Consider the following 17,392-nt stretch of genomic DNA (forward strand, 5'->3'; position numbering starts at 1 on the left):
TTGTCGTTCTTTGGGGCGTCGTTCTTGTCGCGTGAAGCGTGGGTCTGTCGTTCTGCGGCGGTGCCTTCTCAGAGGCTTTCCGCTTGTCTGGTGCGGCTCTTCAGGCATTTTGGTCTGGAAAGCCGCATCAATGCTGGATCTAGGTCAATGAATCAAGTCAACTTCTGCATCAGTTCCACACGGTTGCCGAAGGGGTCGAAGACCGAGCCGCGCAGATAGCCGGCGGGGCCGTCGTCCCAGCGGTGGCTGTAGCCGGCGGCGGCGCAGCGTTCGATCAGCGCACGCGCATCGGCCACCGTGAGCGCCGGGTGCGCGCGGCCATCGGTGGCGAAGCGCGCTTCTTCCCCCAGGTGCAGGTTCAGCGTGCCGCCCGTGAGCCAGGCGCCGCTGGGCGAGAGCTCCGCGGGCTTGGGTACGCGCACGAACCCGAGCGTGTCGGCGTAGAAGCGCAGGGCCTCATCCAGCCGTCCGGCGGGAATGGAGATCTGCACGTGGTCCAGGCCGATGATCATTGGTTGATTCTGGAAAAGCGCTCCGCTTGTCCCATGCGGTTCTTCAAGCACTTTGGCCTGAAGAGGCGCATGAAATGGACGTTTGGCTGCTCGGGTCGAATGAAATCCGGATCAGAGAATCAGTTCTTCTTGCCCGCGAACAGCGAATCCAGATGCTGCTCGAAGGCGTGGTAATTGATGCGCTCATACAGCTCGTCGCGCGTCTGCATGAGGTCGATCACGTTCTTCTGGTGGCCGTCGCGGCGAATCGCGGTGTAGACCGCCTCGGCGGCCTTGTTCATGGCGCGGAACGCGGACAGCGGATAGAGCACCATCCCCACGCCGGTTGAGCGCAGCTCATCCACCGTGAACAGCGGGGTCTTGCCGAACTCGGTGATGTTGGCCAGCACGGGCACCTTCACGGCGTCCACAAACTTCTTGTAGGTCGGCAGGTCGTAGGCGGCTTCAGCAAAGATGCCGTCGGCACCGGCTTCCACGCAGGCAATCGCACGCTCGATCGCAGCGTCCACGCCTTCCATCTGGATGGCATCCGTGCGGGCGATCAGGAAAAAGTTTGCGTCCGTCTTGGCGTCGGCCGCCGCCTTCACGCGGTCGGCCATTTCCTGCTGGGTGACGATTTCCTTGCCGGGGCGATGGCCGCAGCGCTTGGCGCCCACCTGGTCTTCGATATGGCAAGCCGCGGCGCCAAACTTGATCAGGCTCTTGACCGTGCGCGCAATGTTGAAGGCCGAGGGGCCGAAGCCGGTGTCGATGTCCACCATCAGCGGCAGGTCGCACACGTCCGTGATGCGGCGCACGTCCGTGAGCACGTCATCAAGGTTGTTGATGCCCAGGTCCGGCATGCCCAGCGAGCCTGCGGCCACGCCGCCGCCCGACAGGTAGATGGCGCGGTAACCGGCGCGCTTGGCCAGCAGGGCGTGGTTGGCGTTGATGGCGCCGATGACCTGCAGCGGCTGTTCTTCCTTGAGGGCGGCGCGGAACTGCGCGCCGGGGCTAGCGAAGGTGCTCATGCAGCGGTCTCCATCAGTGGCCGCGCCTGTTCGGGCAGCGCCAACCCGGCTCGGGCGGCGCGCTGCAGGACGGTCCAGAAATATCGGTAGCTCGCCCGGTCATGCAGGCGGCCTTTGTGTTCGATCGGCCCCCACTGCGCAGCCTGGGCCGCGTGCAGGATCTCGCCGGCGTCATTCACCTCGGAGGCCAGGGGCGCGAAGGCTCGGACGATCGGGCGGATCTGGTCGGGGTGGATGCTCCACATGCGTAGGTAGCCGAAGTCATTGCGGGCGCGCTGGGCGTCGCCAGCTACCACGGCGGGGTCGCGGAACTCGGTGGTCACGTTGTGGCTCGGCACCTTGCCGTAGGCATGGCAGGCGGCGGCAATCTCGGCCTTGGCGCGCACCACGAGCGGGTGGTCGAACTGCCCGGGCGAGCGCATGGCTGCGGCGGGAATGGCACCGTGGTGGGCGGACACGAAGTCCATCAGACCCAGCGACAGGCTCTCCACCTTCGGGTGTGCGGCGATGCGGAACACCTCGCGCAGCGCGCCATGCGTCTCGATCAGCACGTGAACCGCAGGGGCGGGCAGGGCGGATTCGGCGCTGATACGCTCGATAGCCTCTGCCGCATTGGCAACGTCATTGGCGCTGCCGACCTTGGGCACCATGACGAAGGCCAGACGGCCCTGCGCAGCCGGCAGGGCGATGCGCAGGTCGTCAATAAAGTGCGGATGGTGCGGCGCATGTACGCGCAGACCCACCCGACCGTGCAGATTTTCGGCGCAGGCAGCGAGCTGGCCGAAGGCCGCGGCCAATTCGGCTTCCTCGCCCACGGCGGCACCGTCTTCGAGGTCGAGCGTGATGTCGAAGAGCGGGCCCATCTCGTTCTGCAGCGCCAGCGCCTTCTGCGCAAAGCGCAGATTGCCCGCATAGTGATCGCAGGCCGGCAGGATCACCGGCGGCTTCTCACCTGCAAACAGAGCGGCGCTGGGGTGCATGGTCAGACTGAGTTACAGCAGGTGCGAGACGCCGTCCTTCTCTTCGTTCAGCTCGGCCAGCGTCTTGTTGATGCAGGTCTGGCTGAACTCGTCGATGGCCAGGCCCTGGACGATCTTGTACTCGCCGCCTTCGCAGGTGACGGGGTAGCCGAACATGGTGTCTACCGGAATGCCATAGGAGCCGTCCGAGGGGATGCCCATCGTGACCCACTTGCCCTGCGTGCCGAGCACCCAGTCGCGCATGTGGTCGATAGCGGCGTTGGCCGCCGATGCGGCAGATGACAGGCCGCGCGCTTCGATGATGGCTGCGCCGCGCTTGCCCACGGTGGGCAGGAAGGCCGTGCGGTTCCACTCCTCGTCACCGATCATGTCCTTGAGCGACTTGCCCTTGACCGTTGCGAAGCGGTAGTCGGCGTACATCGTGGGCGAGTGGTTGCCCCAGACGCAGAAGGTCTCTATGTCGGCCACGGCCACGCCGGCCTTGGCAGCCAGCTGGGACAGACCACGGTTGTGATCCAGACGCAGCATGGCGGTGAAGTTCTTCTTGGGCAGGTCCGGCGCGCTCTTCATGGCGATGTAGGCGTTGGTATTGGCCGGGTTGCCGACCACCAGTACCTTGACCGTGCGCTTGGCCACGGCATTGAGGGCCTTGCCCTGGGCCGTGAAGATCTGGGCGTTGGCGGCCAGCAGGTCCTTGCGCTCCATGCCGGGACCGCGGGGACGGGCGCCGACCAGCAGGGCGCAGTCGATGTCCTTGAAGGCCGTCATCGGGTCGCTGTGCGCGCTCATGCCGGCCAGCAACGGGAAGGCACAGTCTTCGAGCTCCATCATCACGCCCTTGAGTGCCTTCTGGGCCTTCTCGTCGGGAATTTCGAGCAATTGCAGTTCAACGGGCTGGTCCTTGCCCAGCATTTCGCCCGAGGCGATGCGGAACAGCAGGGAGTAGCCGATCTGGCCGGCGGCGCCGGTGACGGCAACCTTCATGGGAGCTTTGCTCATGGAGCGGGTCCTTTCGGTGATGAACGAATTCGCGCGATCCGGCCGATGCATGGCGCGTCTGCAGTCCCGCCTGTCTGGCTCTGACGCGCCTGTCATCGGCGTGTGGTGCCTCAACGGCGGGTGCATCGGCAAAGATGGCGCAGTGTAGGCACTTGGCTCCTTCAACGTCAACACAGATATCTTACGTCTTATATAAGACATGAGACGAAAGATGGGTGAGCTGGACGAAGTCTTGGGTCTTGTGTAAAACCCGGGCTTGATGAGCTCCTTGCCGCCCATTCCACCCGCTGCTGGCAGCACCGATCCGCAAAGCACTGCGGGCGCCGCCGGCCCCACGTTCAGCCCGCTGTACGTGCAGATCAAGTCCCTGCTCATGCAGGGGCTGGAGAGCGGCGAATGGAAGCCCGGAGAGATGATTCCCTCGGAAGTCGAGCTTGCCCAGCGCTTCAAGGTGTCCCAGGGCACCGTGCGTAAGGCGGTGGACGAGCTGGCCTCCGAGCACCTGCTGATCCGCCGGCAGGGCAAGGGCACCTTCGTCGCGACGCATTCCGAGTCCAAGGTGCAGTTCCGTTTCCTGCGCCTGCACCCGGACGCCGGCGAGCCGACCCACCCCGACCACTTCGTCCTGGACTGCAAGCGCCTGCGTGCTCCGGCCGATATCGCGCGCCAGCTGGACTTGAAGGTGGGCGAGACCGCCGTGGTGATTCGCCGCAGCCTGCACTTCGGCGGCGAACCCACCATTCTTGAGGAAATCTGGCTGCCAGGGCCGTTGTTCAAAGGATTGACCATGGACCGGCTGGCCGACTATCGAGGGCCGATGTATGCGCTTTTCGAGCAGGAGTTCGCAGTGCGCATGATCCGCTGCGAGGAGCGCCTGAAGGCCGTCGCAGCCGATGAAGCCGCGGCGCAGGTGCTCGCCGTGCCGGCCGGTACGCCCCTGCTGCAGGTCGAGCGGCTCTCGTTCTCGTACAACGAGCGGCCCGTCGAGTTGCGCAAGGGCTGGTACCGGACCGACAAGCACCACTATCTGAATGCGTTGATTTGAGAGAAGCGATTTGAGGGCACTTCGAAAATCTCCGACAATGCCGCGCTACCCATGAGTACCGATCAAGCGGCGCGCTGATCGACTCGACAACAAGAATTCAATCCAGTCCCTAAAGACGTTCTTCGAGGAGCCATGTACATGGCAGAGGCAAAAGCACCCCCACGACCGCAGTACCGGAACATCCACGTCACGCAGATCATGCAGTACCGCCTGCCGCTGGCAGGCTATGTGTCCATTCTGCACCGCGTCAGCGGCGCCCTGATGTTCGTGCTGCTGCCCTTTGTGCTCTATCTGTTCGACCGCAGCCTCACGTCTGAACTCGCCTTTGGCCGCTTTCAGGCGCTGACCAGTCACTGGTTCGTCAAGCTCTTGATCCTCGCGCTGGCCTGGGCCTATCTGCATCACTTCTGCGCAGGCGTGCGCCATCTGTTCATGGACAAGCACATGTGGCTCGAGAAGGGCCAGGCCAAGTCGAGCGCCGTGGCTGTGTTTGCCGTCAGCCTGCCGTTGACCGCGCTGGTTGCCCTGAAGCTGTTTGGAGTGTTTTGAGCATGGCCGAGAACAACAACATCGGACCGAAGCGCCTGGTCGTCGGCGCGCACTACGGCCTGCGCGACTGGCTGTCGCAGCGCGTGACCGCCATCGTCATGGCAGTCTTCACCGTCATCCTGCTTGTCGCTTTCCTGACTGGCAAGAACTTCACCTACCAGGGCTGGGCGGGCCTGTTTGCCTCCACGTGGGGCGGTCTGCCGGTCATGAAGCTGCTCACCTTCGTGACCTTCGTGGCCCTTGCGTGGCATGCCTGGGTGGGCGTGCGCGACATCTGGATGGATTATGTGAAGCCGGTCGGCATCCGCCTGGCTCTGCAAGTGTTCACCGTGTTCTGGCTGCTGGCGTGTGTGGTGTACGCCGGCCTGATCCTCCTGAAGGTGTAAGCAATGACCGCAGTAAAGACGTCTCTTCCCCGCCGCCGCTACGACGCCGTGATTGTCGGCGCAGGCGGTGCCGGCATGCGCTGTTCGCTGCAGCTGGCCCAGGCCGGCCTGAACGTGGCCGTGCTCTCCAAGGTGTTCCCGACCCGCTCGCACACGGTGGCCGCGCAGGGCGGCATTGGCGCGAGTCTGGGCAACATGAGCGAGGACAACTGGTACTGGCACATGTTCGATACCGTGAAGGGTTCGGACTATCTCGGTGACCAGGACGCCATCGAGTTCATGTGCCGCGAAGCGCCGAAGGTTGTGTACGAGCTCGAGCACTTCGGCATGCCCTTTGACCGCAATCCGGATGGCACGATCTACCAGCGCCCCTTTGGCGGCCACACCGCCAACTTCGGCGAAAAGCCCGTGCAGCGCGCCTGCGCCGCGGCGGACCGTACCGGCCATGCGCTGCTGCATACGCTGTATCAGCGCAACGTGGCTGCGCGTACCCAGTTCTTCGTCGAGTGGATGGCGCTCGATCTGATCCGCGATGCGGACGGCGACGTCTGCGGCGTGGTGGCCTACGAGATGGAGACCGGCGAGGTCATGATTCTCGAAGCCAAGATCACCGTCTTCGCCACTGGCGGGGCAGGGCGTATCTGGGCCGCTTCGACCAACGCCTTCATCAACACCGGTGACGGCATGGGCATGGCGGCGCGCGCCGGTATTCCGCTGGAAGACATGGAGTTCTGGCAGTTCCACCCCACCGGCGTGGCTGGTGCGGGCGTGCTGATCACCGAAGGCGTGCGCGGCGAAGGTGGCATCCTGCGCAACAAGAATGGCGAGCGCTTCATGGAGCGCTACGCCCCCACCCTCAAGGATCTTGCGCCGCGTGACTTCGTCTCGCGTTCGATGGACCAGGAGATCAAGGAAGGTCGCGGCTGCGGCCCCAATGGCGACTACATCGAGCTGCATCTGAGCCACCTCGACCCGGACACCATCATCAAGAAGCTGCCCTCGATCCGCGAGATCGCGATCAAGTTCGCCAACATCGACCCGATCAAGGATCCGATTCCGGTCGTGCCCACCATTCACTATCAGATGGGCGGCATTCCTACGAACTACTACGGTCAGGTCGTCGCGCCGAAAAGCGGTAATCCGAATGCGATCATCAACGGCCTTTACGCCGTGGGTGAGTGCGCCTGCGTGAGCGTGCACGGTGCGAACCGTCTCGGTACCAATTCGCTGCTGGACCTCATTGTGTTCGGCCGTGCCGCCGGCAACCACATCGTCGACCAGTTCAAGACCGGCAAGGTGGCCAAGGAGCACAAGGATCTGCCGGCCGATGCGGCCGATCTGCCGATGTCACGTCTGGCCAAGATCGATGGATCCACCTCCGGCGAGAACACCCAGGTCGTCGCCCAGGCCATCCGCGACAACATGCAGAAGCACTGTGGCGTGTTCCGCACCAGTGCTTTGCTTTCGGAAGGTGTGATCAGGATCAACGAGCTGGCCGAAGCCGCCGAGAGCATCCATCTCAAGGACAAATCCAAGGTCTTCAACACGGCACGTGTCGAAGCGCTGGAACTCGCCAACCTAGTGGAAACCGCCAAGGCCACCATCGTCTCAGCGGAGGCCCGTAAGGAAAGCCGCGGTGCCCACGCGCACAGCGACTTCCCCGAGCGTGATGACGCTACCTGGATGAAGCACACACTGTGGTACAGCGAGGGTAATCGCCTCGACTACAAGCCGGTGAACACCAAGCCGCTGACGGTCGAGACCTTCCAGCCCAAGAAGCGCACGTTCTGAGGAGTACCGAATGTCTGCAAACCAATCCAACGAACTCAACGCTGTGGGCGACGCAGCGGCCGGCAAGCGCGTCGTCAAGTTCAAGATCTATCGCTATGACCCGGATTCCGGTCAGGCGCCACGCATGGAAGATATCGAGGTCACACTCGAGCCGACCGACAAGATGCTGCTCGATGCGCTCATGCGCATGAAGCAGACGAGCGATGACTCCGTCTCATTTCGCCGCTCCTGCCGCGAGGGCGTCTGCGGTTCCGATGCCATGAACATCAACGGCAAGAATGGTCTGGCCTGCATCACGAACCTGCGTGACCTGAAAGAGCCCATCGTGCTCAAGCCGCTGCCTGGTCTGCCGGTCATCCGCGATCTGATCGTGGACATGACCCAGTTCTTCAAGCAGTACCACTCCGTCAAGCCATACCTGATCAACGACACGATTCCGCCTGAGAAGGAGCGTCTGCAGTCTCCCGCCGAGCGCGAGGAGCTGGATGGTCTGTACGAGTGCATTCTGTGCGCCTGCTGCTCGACGAGCTGCCCAAGCTTCTGGTGGAACCCGGACAAGTTCGTCGGGCCTGCCGGTCTGCTCCAGGCCTATCGCTTCATTGCCGACACGCGCGACCAGGCCACCGCCGAGCGCCTGGACAACCTGGAAGATCCATACCGTCTGTTCCGTTGCCACACGATCATGAACTGCGTGGATGTCTGCCCAAAGGGCCTGAATCCGACGCGCGCGATCGGCAAGATCAAGGAATTGATGGTCCGCCGTACCGTTTGAGCCGTCTTTTCATGCATCCGTAAGCCCCATGACAGCCGTAGCCCTGCAAGATCACGACTTGGCGCGCCTGCGCTGGCGCGCCCGGCGTGGTCTGCTGGAAAACGACCTGATCATGTCGCGCTTTTTTGACCGCTTCGGCGGCACGCTGTCGACCGCGGATGCGCAAGGCCTAGAGCGTTTGCTCGACCTGACCGATAACGACTTGTTGGATCTTCTTCTGGCGCGCAAGGAGCCGGATTCACAGCTGGCGGATGCCGAGGTGCAATCGGTCCTCGCCAAGCTGCGCAGCGCCTGAAGCACGCCAGACCACCCGCCGCGAATACACCTGCACCAAGAACACAAAGGGCCAGCCATGCAACTCTCAGACAAGAAAGCCACGCTGTCATTCTCCGATGGCGCACCGTCGGTTGAATTCCCCATCTACAAGGGCACCGTCGGCCCGGACGTCATTGACATCCGCAAGCTCTATGGGTCGACCGGCAAGTTCACCTATGACCCCGGCTTCCTGTCCACGGCGGCCTGTCAGTCCAAGATCACCTACATCGACGGCGACAAGGGAGAACTGCTGTATCGCGGCTATCCCATCGAGCAGCTCGCGACCAAGTGTGACTTCCTCGAGACCTGCTACCTGATTCTCAACGGCGAGCTGCCCAACGAAACGCAGCGCAAGGACTTCGTAGGCCGCGTCACGCAGCACACGATGGTTCACGAGCAGATGCAGTTCTTCCTGCGCGGGTTCCGTCGTGATGCCCACCCCATGGCCATTCTCACTGGCCTGGTCGGTGCAATGAGCGCGTTCTATCACGACAGCACCGACATCAATAACCCGACGCATCGCGAGATCAGCGCCATCCGCCTCATCGCCAAGATGCCCACCCTCGTGGCCATGGCCTACAAGTACACGATCGGCCAGCCCTTCGTGTATCCGCGCAATGACCTGTCCTACTCCGCCAACTTCATGCGCATGATGTTTGCGGTGCCGGCTGAGGAGTACAAGGTCAATGAGGTGCTCGTCCGTGCGCTGGACCGTATCTTCATCCTGCACGCTGATCACGAGCAGAACGCGTCCACCTCCACGGTGCGCCTGTGCGGTTCCTCGGGCACCAACCCGTTTGCAGCCATTGCCGCTGGTGTGGCCTGCCTCTGGGGGCCGGCGCACGGCGGTGCCAACGAGGCCTGCCTGAACATGCTCGAAGATCTCCAGGCCCAAGGCGGCGTGGCCAAGGTCGGCGAGTTCATGGAGCAGGTCAAGGACAAGAACTCCGGCGTGCGCCTGATGGGCTTTGGTCACCGGGTCTACAAGAACTTTGATCCTCGCGCCAAGCTCATGCAGGAAACCTGCAAGGAAGTGCTGGCCGAGCTCGGTCTGGAAAACGATCCGCTGTTCAAGCTGGCGATGGCGCTTGAAAAGATCGCTCTGGAAGACGACTACTTCGTCTCACGCAAGCTGTACCCGAACGTCGATTACTACTCCGGCATCGTCCAACGCGCACTGGGTATCCCCACCGCACTGTTCACCGGCATCTTCGCGTTGGCTCGCACCGTGGGCTGGATCGCGCAGTGGAACGAGATGCTGTCCGACCCTGAGTACAAGATCGGCCGTCCGCGTCAGCTGTTCTCTGGCTATGCGGCTCGCGACGTCAAGCCGATCGCCCAGCGTTGAGTCCATCTGATCTCCGGGGCAACCCGGGGCGGGGCGGAAAAGGGCCGTGCAAGCGGCCCTTTTTCATGGCCGGTTGCTTTTCACGATGCGCGACCATACCTATACTGCGCATCTTCTTTTTCGTTCTTTGCGCAATCCGTCGCGGGGCGTAGTCCCAAAGCGGAAGGGCCATGCAGCCGACCTTGAAACAATAGGCTGCGCCAATCCTGCACCAACCCGCACGAAACGTGCGCTTGAGAGGTGAAGCGTCATGATGCAAGCGTTCCAGCAGAACTCGTATCTGTTCGGCGGCAATGCGCCGTATGTCGAAGAGCTCTACGAGCAGTACCTCAACAATCCCGCCAGCGTTCCCGAGAACTGGCGCGAGTATTTCTCCCGCATGCAGCTCGTGCCTGCCGCCGATGGCAGCGCGTCCACTGCGGACCAAGCCCACGCCCCCGTCATCGAGTCCTTTGCGCAGCGCGCAAAGGCGAATGCCTTCCTGCCGCGTGCGGTCGGTGGCGCCGATGCTGCCGTGGCCCGCAAGCAGGTCCATGTCCAGTCGATCATCGCCGCCTACCGTTTCCTGGGCAGTCGCTGGGCAGATCTCGATCCGCTGCATCGCCAGGAGCGTCCGAACATCCCTGAGCTGGAACCTGGCTTCTACGACCTGACCGAAACGGACATGGACCAGACCTTCTCTGCGTCCAATACCTACTTCGGCCAGGAAAACATGACGCTGCGCGAGATCGTGAAGTCTCTGCGCGAAACGTACTGCGGCACTATCGGTGCCGAGTTCATGTACATCAGCGATCCGGCGCAGAAACGCTGGATGCAGCAGCGCCTTGAAAGCGTCCGCAGCAAGCCGCAGTTCGAGCCGGCCAAGCGCAAGGCCATTCTTGAGAACCTCACGGCCGCAGAAGGCCTTGAGCGCTATCTGCACACCAAGTATGTCGGCCAGAAGCGCTTCTCGCTCGAAGGCGGCGAAAGCTTCATCGCCTCCATGGACGAAGTGATCCAGCGTGCCGGCGAGAAGGGCGTGCAGGAGATCGTGATCGGCATGGCCCACCGCGGCCGCCTGAACGTGCTGGTCAACATCCTGGGCAAGATGCCCAAGGATCTGTTTGCAGAATTCGAAGGCAAGGTCGCCGATGACGGCCTGTCAGCCGGCGACGTGAAGTACCACAAGGGGTTTTCGAGCGACGTGTCCACCCCAGGCGGCCCAGTGCACCTGAGCCTCGCCTTCAACCCCTCCCACCTCGAAATCGTGAATCCTGTGGTGGAGGGCAGCGTGCGCGCCCGCCAGGACCGCCGTGGCGACGAGCATGGCCGCCAGGTGCTGCCTGTGCTGGTGCACGGCGACGCCGCCTTCGCGGGCCAGGGCGTGGTCATGGAAACGCTCAACCTCGCGCAGACCCGCGGCTACGGCACGGGCGGCACGATCCATATCGTCATCAACAACCAGATCGGCTTCACCACCAGCGACCCGCGCGACTCGCGCTCCACGCTGTACTGCTCCGACGTGGTCAAGATGATCGAAGCGCCGGTGCTGCATGTGAATGGCGACGACCCCGAGGCCGTCGTGTTCGCCACCCAGCTCGCTGTGGACTTCCGCAGCGAGTTCGGCAAGGACGTGGTGATCGACATCATCTGCTACCGCAAGCTGGGCCACAACGAGCAGGACACCCCCAGCCTGACCCAGCCGCTGATGTACAAGAAGATCGCCGAGCACCCGGGCACCCGCAAGCTGTATGCGGACAAGCTGGAAACGCAGAAAGTGCTCGACGTCGGTGGTGGCGATGCGCTCGTCAAGCAGTACCGCGCCGCGATGGACGAAGGTCGCCACACCGAGGAAATCGTTCTCACCAATTTCAAGAGCAAGTACGCGGTCGACTGGACGCCCTTCCTGAATCGCAAGTGGACGGACTCCGCGGATACCGCCGTACCCATCACCGAGCTCAAGCGCCTGGCCGAGCGCATTACCACGACGCCTGAAGGCTTCAAGGTGCACTCGATCGTCGAGAAGGTGCTGGCCGATCGCCGCGCCATGGGCAAAGGCGAGATGAATCTGGACTGGGGCATGGGCGAACACCTCGCCTTCGCTTCGCTGGTGGCCAGTGGCTACCCCGTTCGCATCACTGGCCAGGACTGCGGCCGCGGCACCTTCACGCACCGCCACGCCGTGCTGCATGACCAGAAGCGCGAGAAGTGGGACTCCGGCACCTACATCCCCCTGCAGAATGTGGCGGAAGGTCAGGCGCCGTTCACCGTGATCGACTCCGTGCTGTCGGAGGAAGCCGTGCTCGGCTTCGAATACGGCTACTCCACAGCCGAGCCGAATGCGCTCGTGATCTGGGAGGCGCAGTTCGGTGACTTCGTCAACGGCGCGCAGGTCGTGATCGACCAGTTCATCAGCTCCGGTGAAGTGAAGTGGGGCCGCGCGAGCGGGCTGACACTCATGCTGCCTCATGGCTACGAAGGGCAGGGCCCCGAGCACTCCTCGGCCCGCCCCGAGCGCTTCCTGCAACTCTGTGCCGAGAACAACATGCAGGTGGTACAGCCCACCACGGCCGCGCAGATCTTCCATCTGCTGCGCCGCCAGATGATCCGTCTGTTCCGCAAGCCCTTGGTCATCATGACGCCCAAGAGCCTGCTGCGCAACAAGGACGCCGGCAGCCCGCTGTCCGAGCTGGCCCGCGGTCACTTCCAGACTGTGATCGGCGAGCAGGATGCGACCATCAAGGCCGAGAAGGTCAAGCGCGTGCTGGCCTGCTCCGGCAAGGTCTACTACGACCTCGTCAACACCCGCAAGGAGCGGGGCGTAGACGATGTCGCCATCATCCGCGTGGAACAGCTCTATCCCTTCCCGCACAAGGCCTTCGGCGAAGCACTCGCCAAGTTCCCCAAGGCGACCGAGGTCGTATGGGTGCAGGACGAGCCGCAGAACCAGGGCTACTGGTTCTTCGTGCAGCATCACCTGCTGGAGAACATGTCTGAAGGGCAGAAGCTGGGCTACGCCGGCCGTGCTGCGTCTGCATCACCGGCCGTGGGCTACTACAGCAAGCACAACGAGCAGCAGAAGGCGCTTCTGGATCAGGCCTTCGGCAAGCTCAAGGGCTTCGTCCAGACCAAGTAAGCAACACGCGAGGAGCGTGTTGCCGCCAGCATGCCCAGTGCGCCGCATCGGGCAGGCCGCAATCGACGCTCCGAAATGAACTGAAAAAATCGGAGTCACTTTCAAATGGCAATCGTAGAAGTCAAGGTTCCCCAACTGTCAGAATCCGTGGCCGAAGCCACGATGCTCGCCTGGAAGAAAAAGGTCGGCGAATCCGTAGCACAGGACGAGATCCTGATCGAGATCGAGACCGACAAGGTCGTGCTGGAAGTGCCCGCACCGGGCGCTGGCGTGCTCACCGAGATCGTCAAGGGTGACGGTGCCACCGTCACGTCCGACGAACTGATCGCCCGTATCGACACCGCCGCCAAGGCCGGTGCCGTGGCTGCCCCCGCCGCTGCCCCGGCAGCCGCAGCCGCCGCGCCCGCTGCTGCGCCTGTCGCAGCACCCGCTGCCGCCGCAACCGGTGGCGTGGCCATGCCCTCGGCCGCCAAGATCATGGCTGACACAGGCGTGAACCCCGCCACGGTGGCTGGCACCGGCAAGGATGGTCGCATCACCAAGGGTGACGCGCTTGCTGCAGCAGCAGCCCCCAAGGTGGCGCCGCCCACCGCCGCCCAGGCCGTGCCCGTGGCCGTGACGACCGGTGCCGTGTTGCAGCCGGTGGCTGCGCCCATCAACGTGGCCGCGATTACCGAAGGCCGCCCCGAGCAGCGCGTGCCCATGAGCCGCCTGCGCGCCCGCGTGGCCGAGCGTCTGCTGCAGTCGCAGGCCACCAACGCCATCCTGACCACGTTCAACGAAGTGAACATGGCCCCGGTGATGGAGATGCGCAAGAAGTACCAGGAGAAGTTCGAGAAGGAGCACGGCGTGAAGCTGGGCTTCATGAGCTTCTTCGTGAAGGCGGCCGTCGCAGCGCTCAAGCGCTATCCGGTACTCAACGCCAGCGTGGACGGCAATGACATCGTCTACCACGGCTACTTCGACATCGGTATCGCCGTGGGTAGCCCGCGCGGTCTGGTGGTGCCCATCCTGCGCAATGCGGACCAGATGAGCCTGGCCGACATCGAGAAGAAGATCGCCGAGTACGGCGCCAAGGCCAAGGACGGCAAGCTCAGCCTCGAAGAACTGACCGGCGGCACCTTCTCCATCTCGAATGGCGGCGTGTTCGGCTCCATGCTTTCCACGCCGATCATCAACCCGCCGCAAAGCGCCATCCTCGGTGTGCACGCCACCAAGGATCGCGCCGTGGTGGAGAACGGCCAGATCGTGATCCGTCCGATCAACTACCTCGCCATGAGCTACGACCACCGCATCATCGACGGCCGCGAAGCCGTGCTCGGTCTGGTGGCCATGAAGGAAGCGCTGGAAGACCCGGCCCGCCTGCTGCTCGACGTCTGATGACCCCGGGGCTGTCTGGCAGCCCCACGGCCGTGCGGAGCCTGCGCGCTCCGCACGTGCCAGCCCGCATGACGCCGCCCTGTGCCGGCGTCAGCGCATGGAGAACCTCATGAAGAATTTTGATGTGATCGTGATCGGCGGTGGCCCCGGTGGCTACATCGCCGCGATCCGCGCCGCCCAGCTGGGCTTCAACACCGCCTGCATCGATGCCTGGAAGAACGCCAAGGGCGCTCCGGCACCGGGCGGCACCTGCACCAACGTGGGCTGCATTCCGTCCAAGGCGCTGCTGCAGTCGTCCGAGCACTTCGAGCATGCTGCCCACGGCTTTGCCGAGCACGGCGTGGAGGTCAGCGGCCTGAAGCTGAACCTGGCGCAGATGCTCAAGCGCAAGGACGAGGTCGTCGGCCAGAACAATGCCGGCATCCTGTTCCTGTTCAAGAAGAACAAGGTCAGCTTCTTCAACGGCCTGGGCTCGTTTGTGGCCGCCAAGGACGGCGGCTACGAGATCAAGGTCGAAGGCACGGAAGAGACGCTTTTTGCCAAGTACGTCGTTGTGGCCACGGGCAGCAACGCCCGCGCACTGCCCGGTGTGCCCTTCGATGAAGACCGTGTCCTGTCGAATGACGGCGCGCTGCGCATTCCTGATGTGCCCAAGAAGCTGGGCGTGATCGGCGCTGGCGTGATCGGCCTGGAAATGGGCAGTGTGTGGCGCCGCCTGGGCGCTGAAGTCACCGTACTCGAAGGCCTGCCGAACTTCCTGGGCGCCGTTGACGAGACCATCGCCAAGGAAGCGCACAAGCTCTTCACCAAGCAGGGGCTGAAGATCAGCCTGGGCGTGAAGGTGGGCGAGATCAAGACCACCAAGAAGGGCGTCACCGTCAACTACACCGACAACGCTGGCGCTGCGCAGGTGCTCGAGTGCGACCGCCTGATCGTCTCGATCGGCCGCACACCCAACACCCACGGCCTGAACACCGAAGCCGTCGGCCTGAAGCTCGATGAGCGCGGCTTCATTGCCGTGGATGATGAATGCCGCACCAACCTGCCTGGCGTCTGGGCCGTGGGTGACGTGGTGCGCGGCCCCATGCTCGCGCACAAGGCCGAGGAAGAGGGCGTGGCCGTGGCCGAGCGCATTGCCGGCCAGCACGGGCACGTCAACTTCAACACCATTCCCTGGGTCATCTACACCAGCCCCGAGATCGCCTGGGTCGGCAAGACCGAGCAGCAGCTCAAGGCCGAAGGCGTGGCCTACAAGGCCGGTAGCTTCCCCTTCATGGCCAACGGCCGCGCCCGTGCGCTGGGCGACACCACCGGCATGGTCAAGATGCTGGCAGATGCCAAGACCGACGAGATCCTGGGTGTGCACATCATCGGCCCCGTGGCCTCCGAGCTCATCAGCGAATGCGTGATGGCCATGGAGTTCAAGGCGGCGTCTGAAGACATCGCCCGCATCTGCCACGCGCACCCGACGCTCTCGGAAGCGGTGAAGGAAGCGGCGCTGGCCGTGGACAAGCGCACGCTGAACTTCTGAGGCGCGTCACCCGCGGCGCCGGCGGTGGACTCATGATCCTGCCCACCGCTGTGCGCGTTCGGGATATTGCATCTTCGCAGGCGCCGGGCGCTGTTCCGGCGCGGCGCTTGAGCGGGCTGGGCTGCACAGACTGGCCGCCCGTTCAAGTAGCCAGTGCGTGTGGTGCGCTTGCGCCAGCCTGCATCTGACTCACGTCCATGCCTGTCCAGTCCGCTTACGAGAACCTGCTGCAACAGCGCGGCTACACCGCAGACCCTGCGCAGCTCGCTGCTGTCGAGCGCCTGCAGCGCCTGCACGACGAGTTCGTCGAATACAAGCGGCGCCGCGCCAGCAAGCTCATGCGCATGATCAGCCCGCCGCCGCTGCCGCAGGGTGTGTGGCTCTGGGGTGGCGTGGGGCGCGGCAAGAGCTTCCTGATGGACTGCTTCTATGACACCGTGCCGGTGATCCGCAAGACGCGGATCCACTTTCACGAATTCATGCGCGGTATCCATGCGGAGCTGGACCACCTGCGCGGTACGGAAGACCCGTTGGGCGAGGTGGCCAAGCGCACCGCGCGCAAGTACCGCCTGATCTGCTTTGACGAGTTCCACGTCTCGGACGTGGCCACCGCCATGATCCTGGAGCGCCTGCTGCGGCCCCTGTTCGAATACGGCGTGGTCTTTGTCATGACCAGCAATTTCGAGCCGGATGGCCTCTACCCGGACGGCCTGCACCGCGACCGCATCCTCGGCGCCATCGAGCTGCTCAAGCAGAACCTCGACGTGATGAACGTCGACGCCGGCATCGACTACCGCAAGCGCTCGCTGGAGCAGGCCGAGGTCTACCTCGTGCCCGGAGGCGAGGCTTCGCAGGCCAAGCTGACCAGCGTCTTCAACGCCGTGGCCGAACGCAATGACGAGAACCCCGTGTTGCGCATTGAGCACCGCGAGATCCGCGCCCGGCGCCGGGCGGGTGGGGCGGTGTGGTTTGATTTTCAAACTCTGTGCGGCGGCCCCCGCTCACAGAACGACTACCTCGAGCTCGCCCGCCAGTTCCACACTGTCATCCTCTCCGACGTGCCCGAGATGGGCGTGAACATGGCCAGCGAGGCGCGGCGCTTCACCTGGCTTGTCGACGTGCTGTACGACCACAAGGTCAAGCTCTTCATCTCCGCCGCCGTGCCGCCCGAGGCGCTCTACACCCAGGGCCAGTTTGCGAACGAGTTCCACCGCACGGTATCGCGCCTGATAGAGATGCAGAGCCGCGAGTATCTGGATGCCGAGCGTCGGCGGGCGGTGGAGCTCTAGTTCGCGGGGCTCGGGCGCCGGAGGAGCGCGGTGCGAGCGCCGCGAGCACCCCCGTGGCGTTGCTCCGAACGCAATAAATCGACTGTTCGGCGGGCTGAATCCCACTCAATCACGTGCGAAACTGGCTGAATTTGGCCGATACTGAAAGAAATTTTCTGCTTCTAGCGAGGAAAATGGCCAGAGATCCGCACATCACAAGCGGAGAGCGACATTTCGACCGATTGAACTTCTTATGGCCGAAAATGACTTTAATGAGGTTGACTGCTGGCTGGCTGGCTGGGGCAGCAGCCCGTCGAGGTCGATGCACCCAGTGCTTGCTCACGGCAAGCTATCCACGCGCCGCATTAACCTGATAGTTCACGTGAAATAT

At 63.5% G+C, this 17,392-nt stretch carries 15 protein-coding genes; 11 read left to right on the forward strand and 4 right to left on the reverse strand.

Going from position 1 to position 17,392, the window contains the following annotated elements; genetic code table 11:
• Positions 1–152 precede the first annotated feature (152 nt).
• From ACMDW7_RS07280 to ACMDW7_RS07295, 4 genes are all read right to left on the reverse strand, one after another.
• Complete coding sequence (locus ACMDW7_RS07280) at positions 153–512, reverse strand: VOC family protein (RefSeq protein ID WP_377301951.1); 360 nt, start codon at positions 510–512, stop codon at positions 153–155.
• A gap of 119 nt (positions 513–631) precedes the next feature.
• The gene (prpB, locus tag ACMDW7_RS07285; protein WP_377301949.1) at positions 632–1,522 is read right to left on the reverse strand and encodes a methylisocitrate lyase; all 891 of its coding nucleotides are present in this window, start codon (positions 1,520–1,522) and stop codon (positions 632–634) included.
• Complete coding sequence (locus ACMDW7_RS07290) at positions 1,519–2,502, reverse strand: HpcH/HpaI aldolase/citrate lyase family protein (RefSeq protein ID WP_377301947.1); 984 nt, start codon at positions 2,500–2,502, stop codon at positions 1,519–1,521. Before ACMDW7_RS07290 ends, prpB begins: the two co-directional genes overlap by 4 nt.
• A 12-nt stretch (positions 2,503–2,514) precedes the next feature.
• Entirely contained in the window at positions 2,515–3,501 is a 987-nt protein-coding gene (locus tag ACMDW7_RS07295) for a malate dehydrogenase (protein WP_377301945.1), read from the reverse strand.
• A 259-nt stretch (positions 3,502–3,760) separates the two neighbouring features.
• On the opposite strand from ACMDW7_RS07295, the gene ACMDW7_RS07300 reads away from it, so the two are divergent.
• The 11 genes from ACMDW7_RS07300 (at position 3,761) to zapE (ending at position 17,022) form a co-directional block, all read left to right on the forward strand.
• Complete coding sequence (locus ACMDW7_RS07300; RefSeq protein ID WP_377301943.1) at positions 3,761–4,546, forward strand: GntR family transcriptional regulator; 786 nt, start codon at positions 3,761–3,763, stop codon at positions 4,544–4,546.
• Between the two features lie 138 nt (positions 4,547–4,684).
• Positions 4,685–5,095 (forward strand): succinate dehydrogenase, cytochrome b556 subunit, encoded by a 411-nt coding sequence (gene sdhC, locus ACMDW7_RS07305; protein WP_377301941.1) that lies wholly within the window; start codon positions 4,685–4,687, stop codon positions 5,093–5,095.
• A 2-nt stretch (positions 5,096–5,097) separates the two neighbouring features.
• Positions 5,098–5,481: a succinate dehydrogenase, hydrophobic membrane anchor protein gene (gene sdhD, locus ACMDW7_RS07310; RefSeq protein WP_377301939.1), complete on the forward strand. Its 384-nt coding sequence runs from the start codon at positions 5,098–5,100 to the stop codon at positions 5,479–5,481.
• Between the two features lie 3 nt (positions 5,482–5,484).
• Positions 5,485–7,272 carry a succinate dehydrogenase flavoprotein subunit gene (sdhA, locus tag ACMDW7_RS07315; protein WP_377301937.1) on the forward strand — a complete coding sequence of 596 codons (1,788 nt, stop codon included), beginning with the start codon at positions 5,485–5,487 and terminating at the stop codon, positions 7,270–7,272.
• 10 nt (positions 7,273–7,282) lie between these two features.
• Positions 7,283–8,044: a succinate dehydrogenase iron-sulfur subunit gene (locus tag ACMDW7_RS07320; RefSeq protein ID WP_054124095.1), complete on the forward strand. Its 762-nt coding sequence runs from the start codon at positions 7,283–7,285 to the stop codon at positions 8,042–8,044.
• 28 nt (positions 8,045–8,072) lie between these two features.
• Positions 8,073–8,339, forward strand: a complete 267-nt coding sequence (locus tag ACMDW7_RS07325) for a succinate dehydrogenase assembly factor 2 (protein ID WP_377301935.1) — start codon at positions 8,073–8,075, stop codon at positions 8,337–8,339.
• Positions 8,340–8,396: 57 nt separating this feature from the next.
• Positions 8,397–9,707, forward strand: a complete 1,311-nt coding sequence (gene gltA / locus ACMDW7_RS07330; protein WP_377301933.1) for a citrate synthase — start codon at positions 8,397–8,399, stop codon at positions 9,705–9,707.
• Positions 9,708–9,957: 250 nt separating this feature from the next.
• Positions 9,958–12,822 carry a 2-oxoglutarate dehydrogenase E1 component gene (locus tag ACMDW7_RS07335; RefSeq protein WP_377301931.1) on the forward strand — a complete coding sequence of 955 codons (2,865 nt, stop codon included), beginning with the start codon at positions 9,958–9,960 and terminating at the stop codon, positions 12,820–12,822.
• 105 nt (positions 12,823–12,927) lie between these two features.
• Positions 12,928–14,202 carry a 2-oxoglutarate dehydrogenase complex dihydrolipoyllysine-residue succinyltransferase gene (odhB, locus tag ACMDW7_RS07340; RefSeq protein WP_377301929.1) on the forward strand — a complete coding sequence of 425 codons (1,275 nt, stop codon included), beginning with the start codon at positions 12,928–12,930 and terminating at the stop codon, positions 14,200–14,202.
• A gap of 97 nt (positions 14,203–14,299) precedes the next feature.
• Positions 14,300–15,733 (forward strand): dihydrolipoyl dehydrogenase, encoded by a 1,434-nt coding sequence (gene lpdA / locus ACMDW7_RS07345; RefSeq protein ID WP_377301927.1) that lies wholly within the window; start codon positions 14,300–14,302, stop codon positions 15,731–15,733.
• A gap of 197 nt (positions 15,734–15,930) precedes the next feature.
• Positions 15,931–17,022 (forward strand): cell division protein ZapE, encoded by a 1,092-nt coding sequence (gene zapE / locus ACMDW7_RS07350; RefSeq protein WP_377301925.1) that lies wholly within the window; start codon positions 15,931–15,933, stop codon positions 17,020–17,022.
• Positions 17,023–17,392: the final 370 nt, after the last annotated feature.

The sequence above is a fragment of the Piscinibacterium candidicorallinum genome (assembly GCF_047549485.1).
Classification (GTDB): domain Bacteria; phylum Pseudomonadota; class Gammaproteobacteria; order Burkholderiales; family Burkholderiaceae_C; genus Piscinibacterium; species Piscinibacterium candidicorallinum.

What these genes read in the sequence shown, in the direction of transcription:
- lpdA (WP_377301927.1), top strand. Translation starts at nt 14,300, where the DNA reads ATGGAGAACCTCATGAAGAATTTTGATGTGATCGTGATCGGCGGTGGC.
- ACMDW7_RS07295 (WP_377301945.1), bottom strand. Translation starts at nt 3,501, where the DNA reads ATGAGCAAAGCTCCCATGAAGGTTGCCGTCACCGGCGCCGCCGGCCAG.
- ACMDW7_RS07325 (WP_377301935.1), top strand. Translation starts at nt 8,073, where the DNA reads ATGACAGCCGTAGCCCTGCAAGATCACGACTTGGCGCGCCTGCGCTGG.
- ACMDW7_RS07300 (WP_377301943.1), top strand. Translation starts at nt 3,761, where the DNA reads ATGAGCTCCTTGCCGCCCATTCCACCCGCTGCTGGCAGCACCGATCCG.
- gltA (WP_377301933.1), top strand. Translation starts at nt 8,397, where the DNA reads ATGCAACTCTCAGACAAGAAAGCCACGCTGTCATTCTCCGATGGCGCA.
- prpB (WP_377301949.1), bottom strand. Translation starts at nt 1,522, where the DNA reads ATGAGCACCTTCGCTAGCCCCGGCGCGCAGTTCCGCGCCGCCCTCAAG.
- sdhD (WP_377301939.1), top strand. Translation starts at nt 5,098, where the DNA reads ATGGCCGAGAACAACAACATCGGACCGAAGCGCCTGGTCGTCGGCGCG.
- zapE (WP_377301925.1), top strand. Translation starts at nt 15,931, where the DNA reads ATGCCTGTCCAGTCCGCTTACGAGAACCTGCTGCAACAGCGCGGCTAC.
- ACMDW7_RS07290 (WP_377301947.1), bottom strand. Translation starts at nt 2,502, where the DNA reads ATGCACCCCAGCGCCGCTCTGTTTGCAGGTGAGAAGCCGCCGGTGATC.
- odhB (WP_377301929.1), top strand. Translation starts at nt 12,928, where the DNA reads ATGGCAATCGTAGAAGTCAAGGTTCCCCAACTGTCAGAATCCGTGGCC.
- sdhC (WP_377301941.1), top strand. Translation starts at nt 4,685, where the DNA reads ATGGCAGAGGCAAAAGCACCCCCACGACCGCAGTACCGGAACATCCAC.
- ACMDW7_RS07335 (WP_377301931.1), top strand. Translation starts at nt 9,958, where the DNA reads ATGATGCAAGCGTTCCAGCAGAACTCGTATCTGTTCGGCGGCAATGCG.
- ACMDW7_RS07280 (WP_377301951.1), bottom strand. Translation starts at nt 512, where the DNA reads ATGATCATCGGCCTGGACCACGTGCAGATCTCCATTCCCGCCGGACGG.
- sdhA (WP_377301937.1), top strand. Translation starts at nt 5,485, where the DNA reads ATGACCGCAGTAAAGACGTCTCTTCCCCGCCGCCGCTACGACGCCGTG.
- ACMDW7_RS07320 (WP_054124095.1), top strand. Translation starts at nt 7,283, where the DNA reads ATGTCTGCAAACCAATCCAACGAACTCAACGCTGTGGGCGACGCAGCG.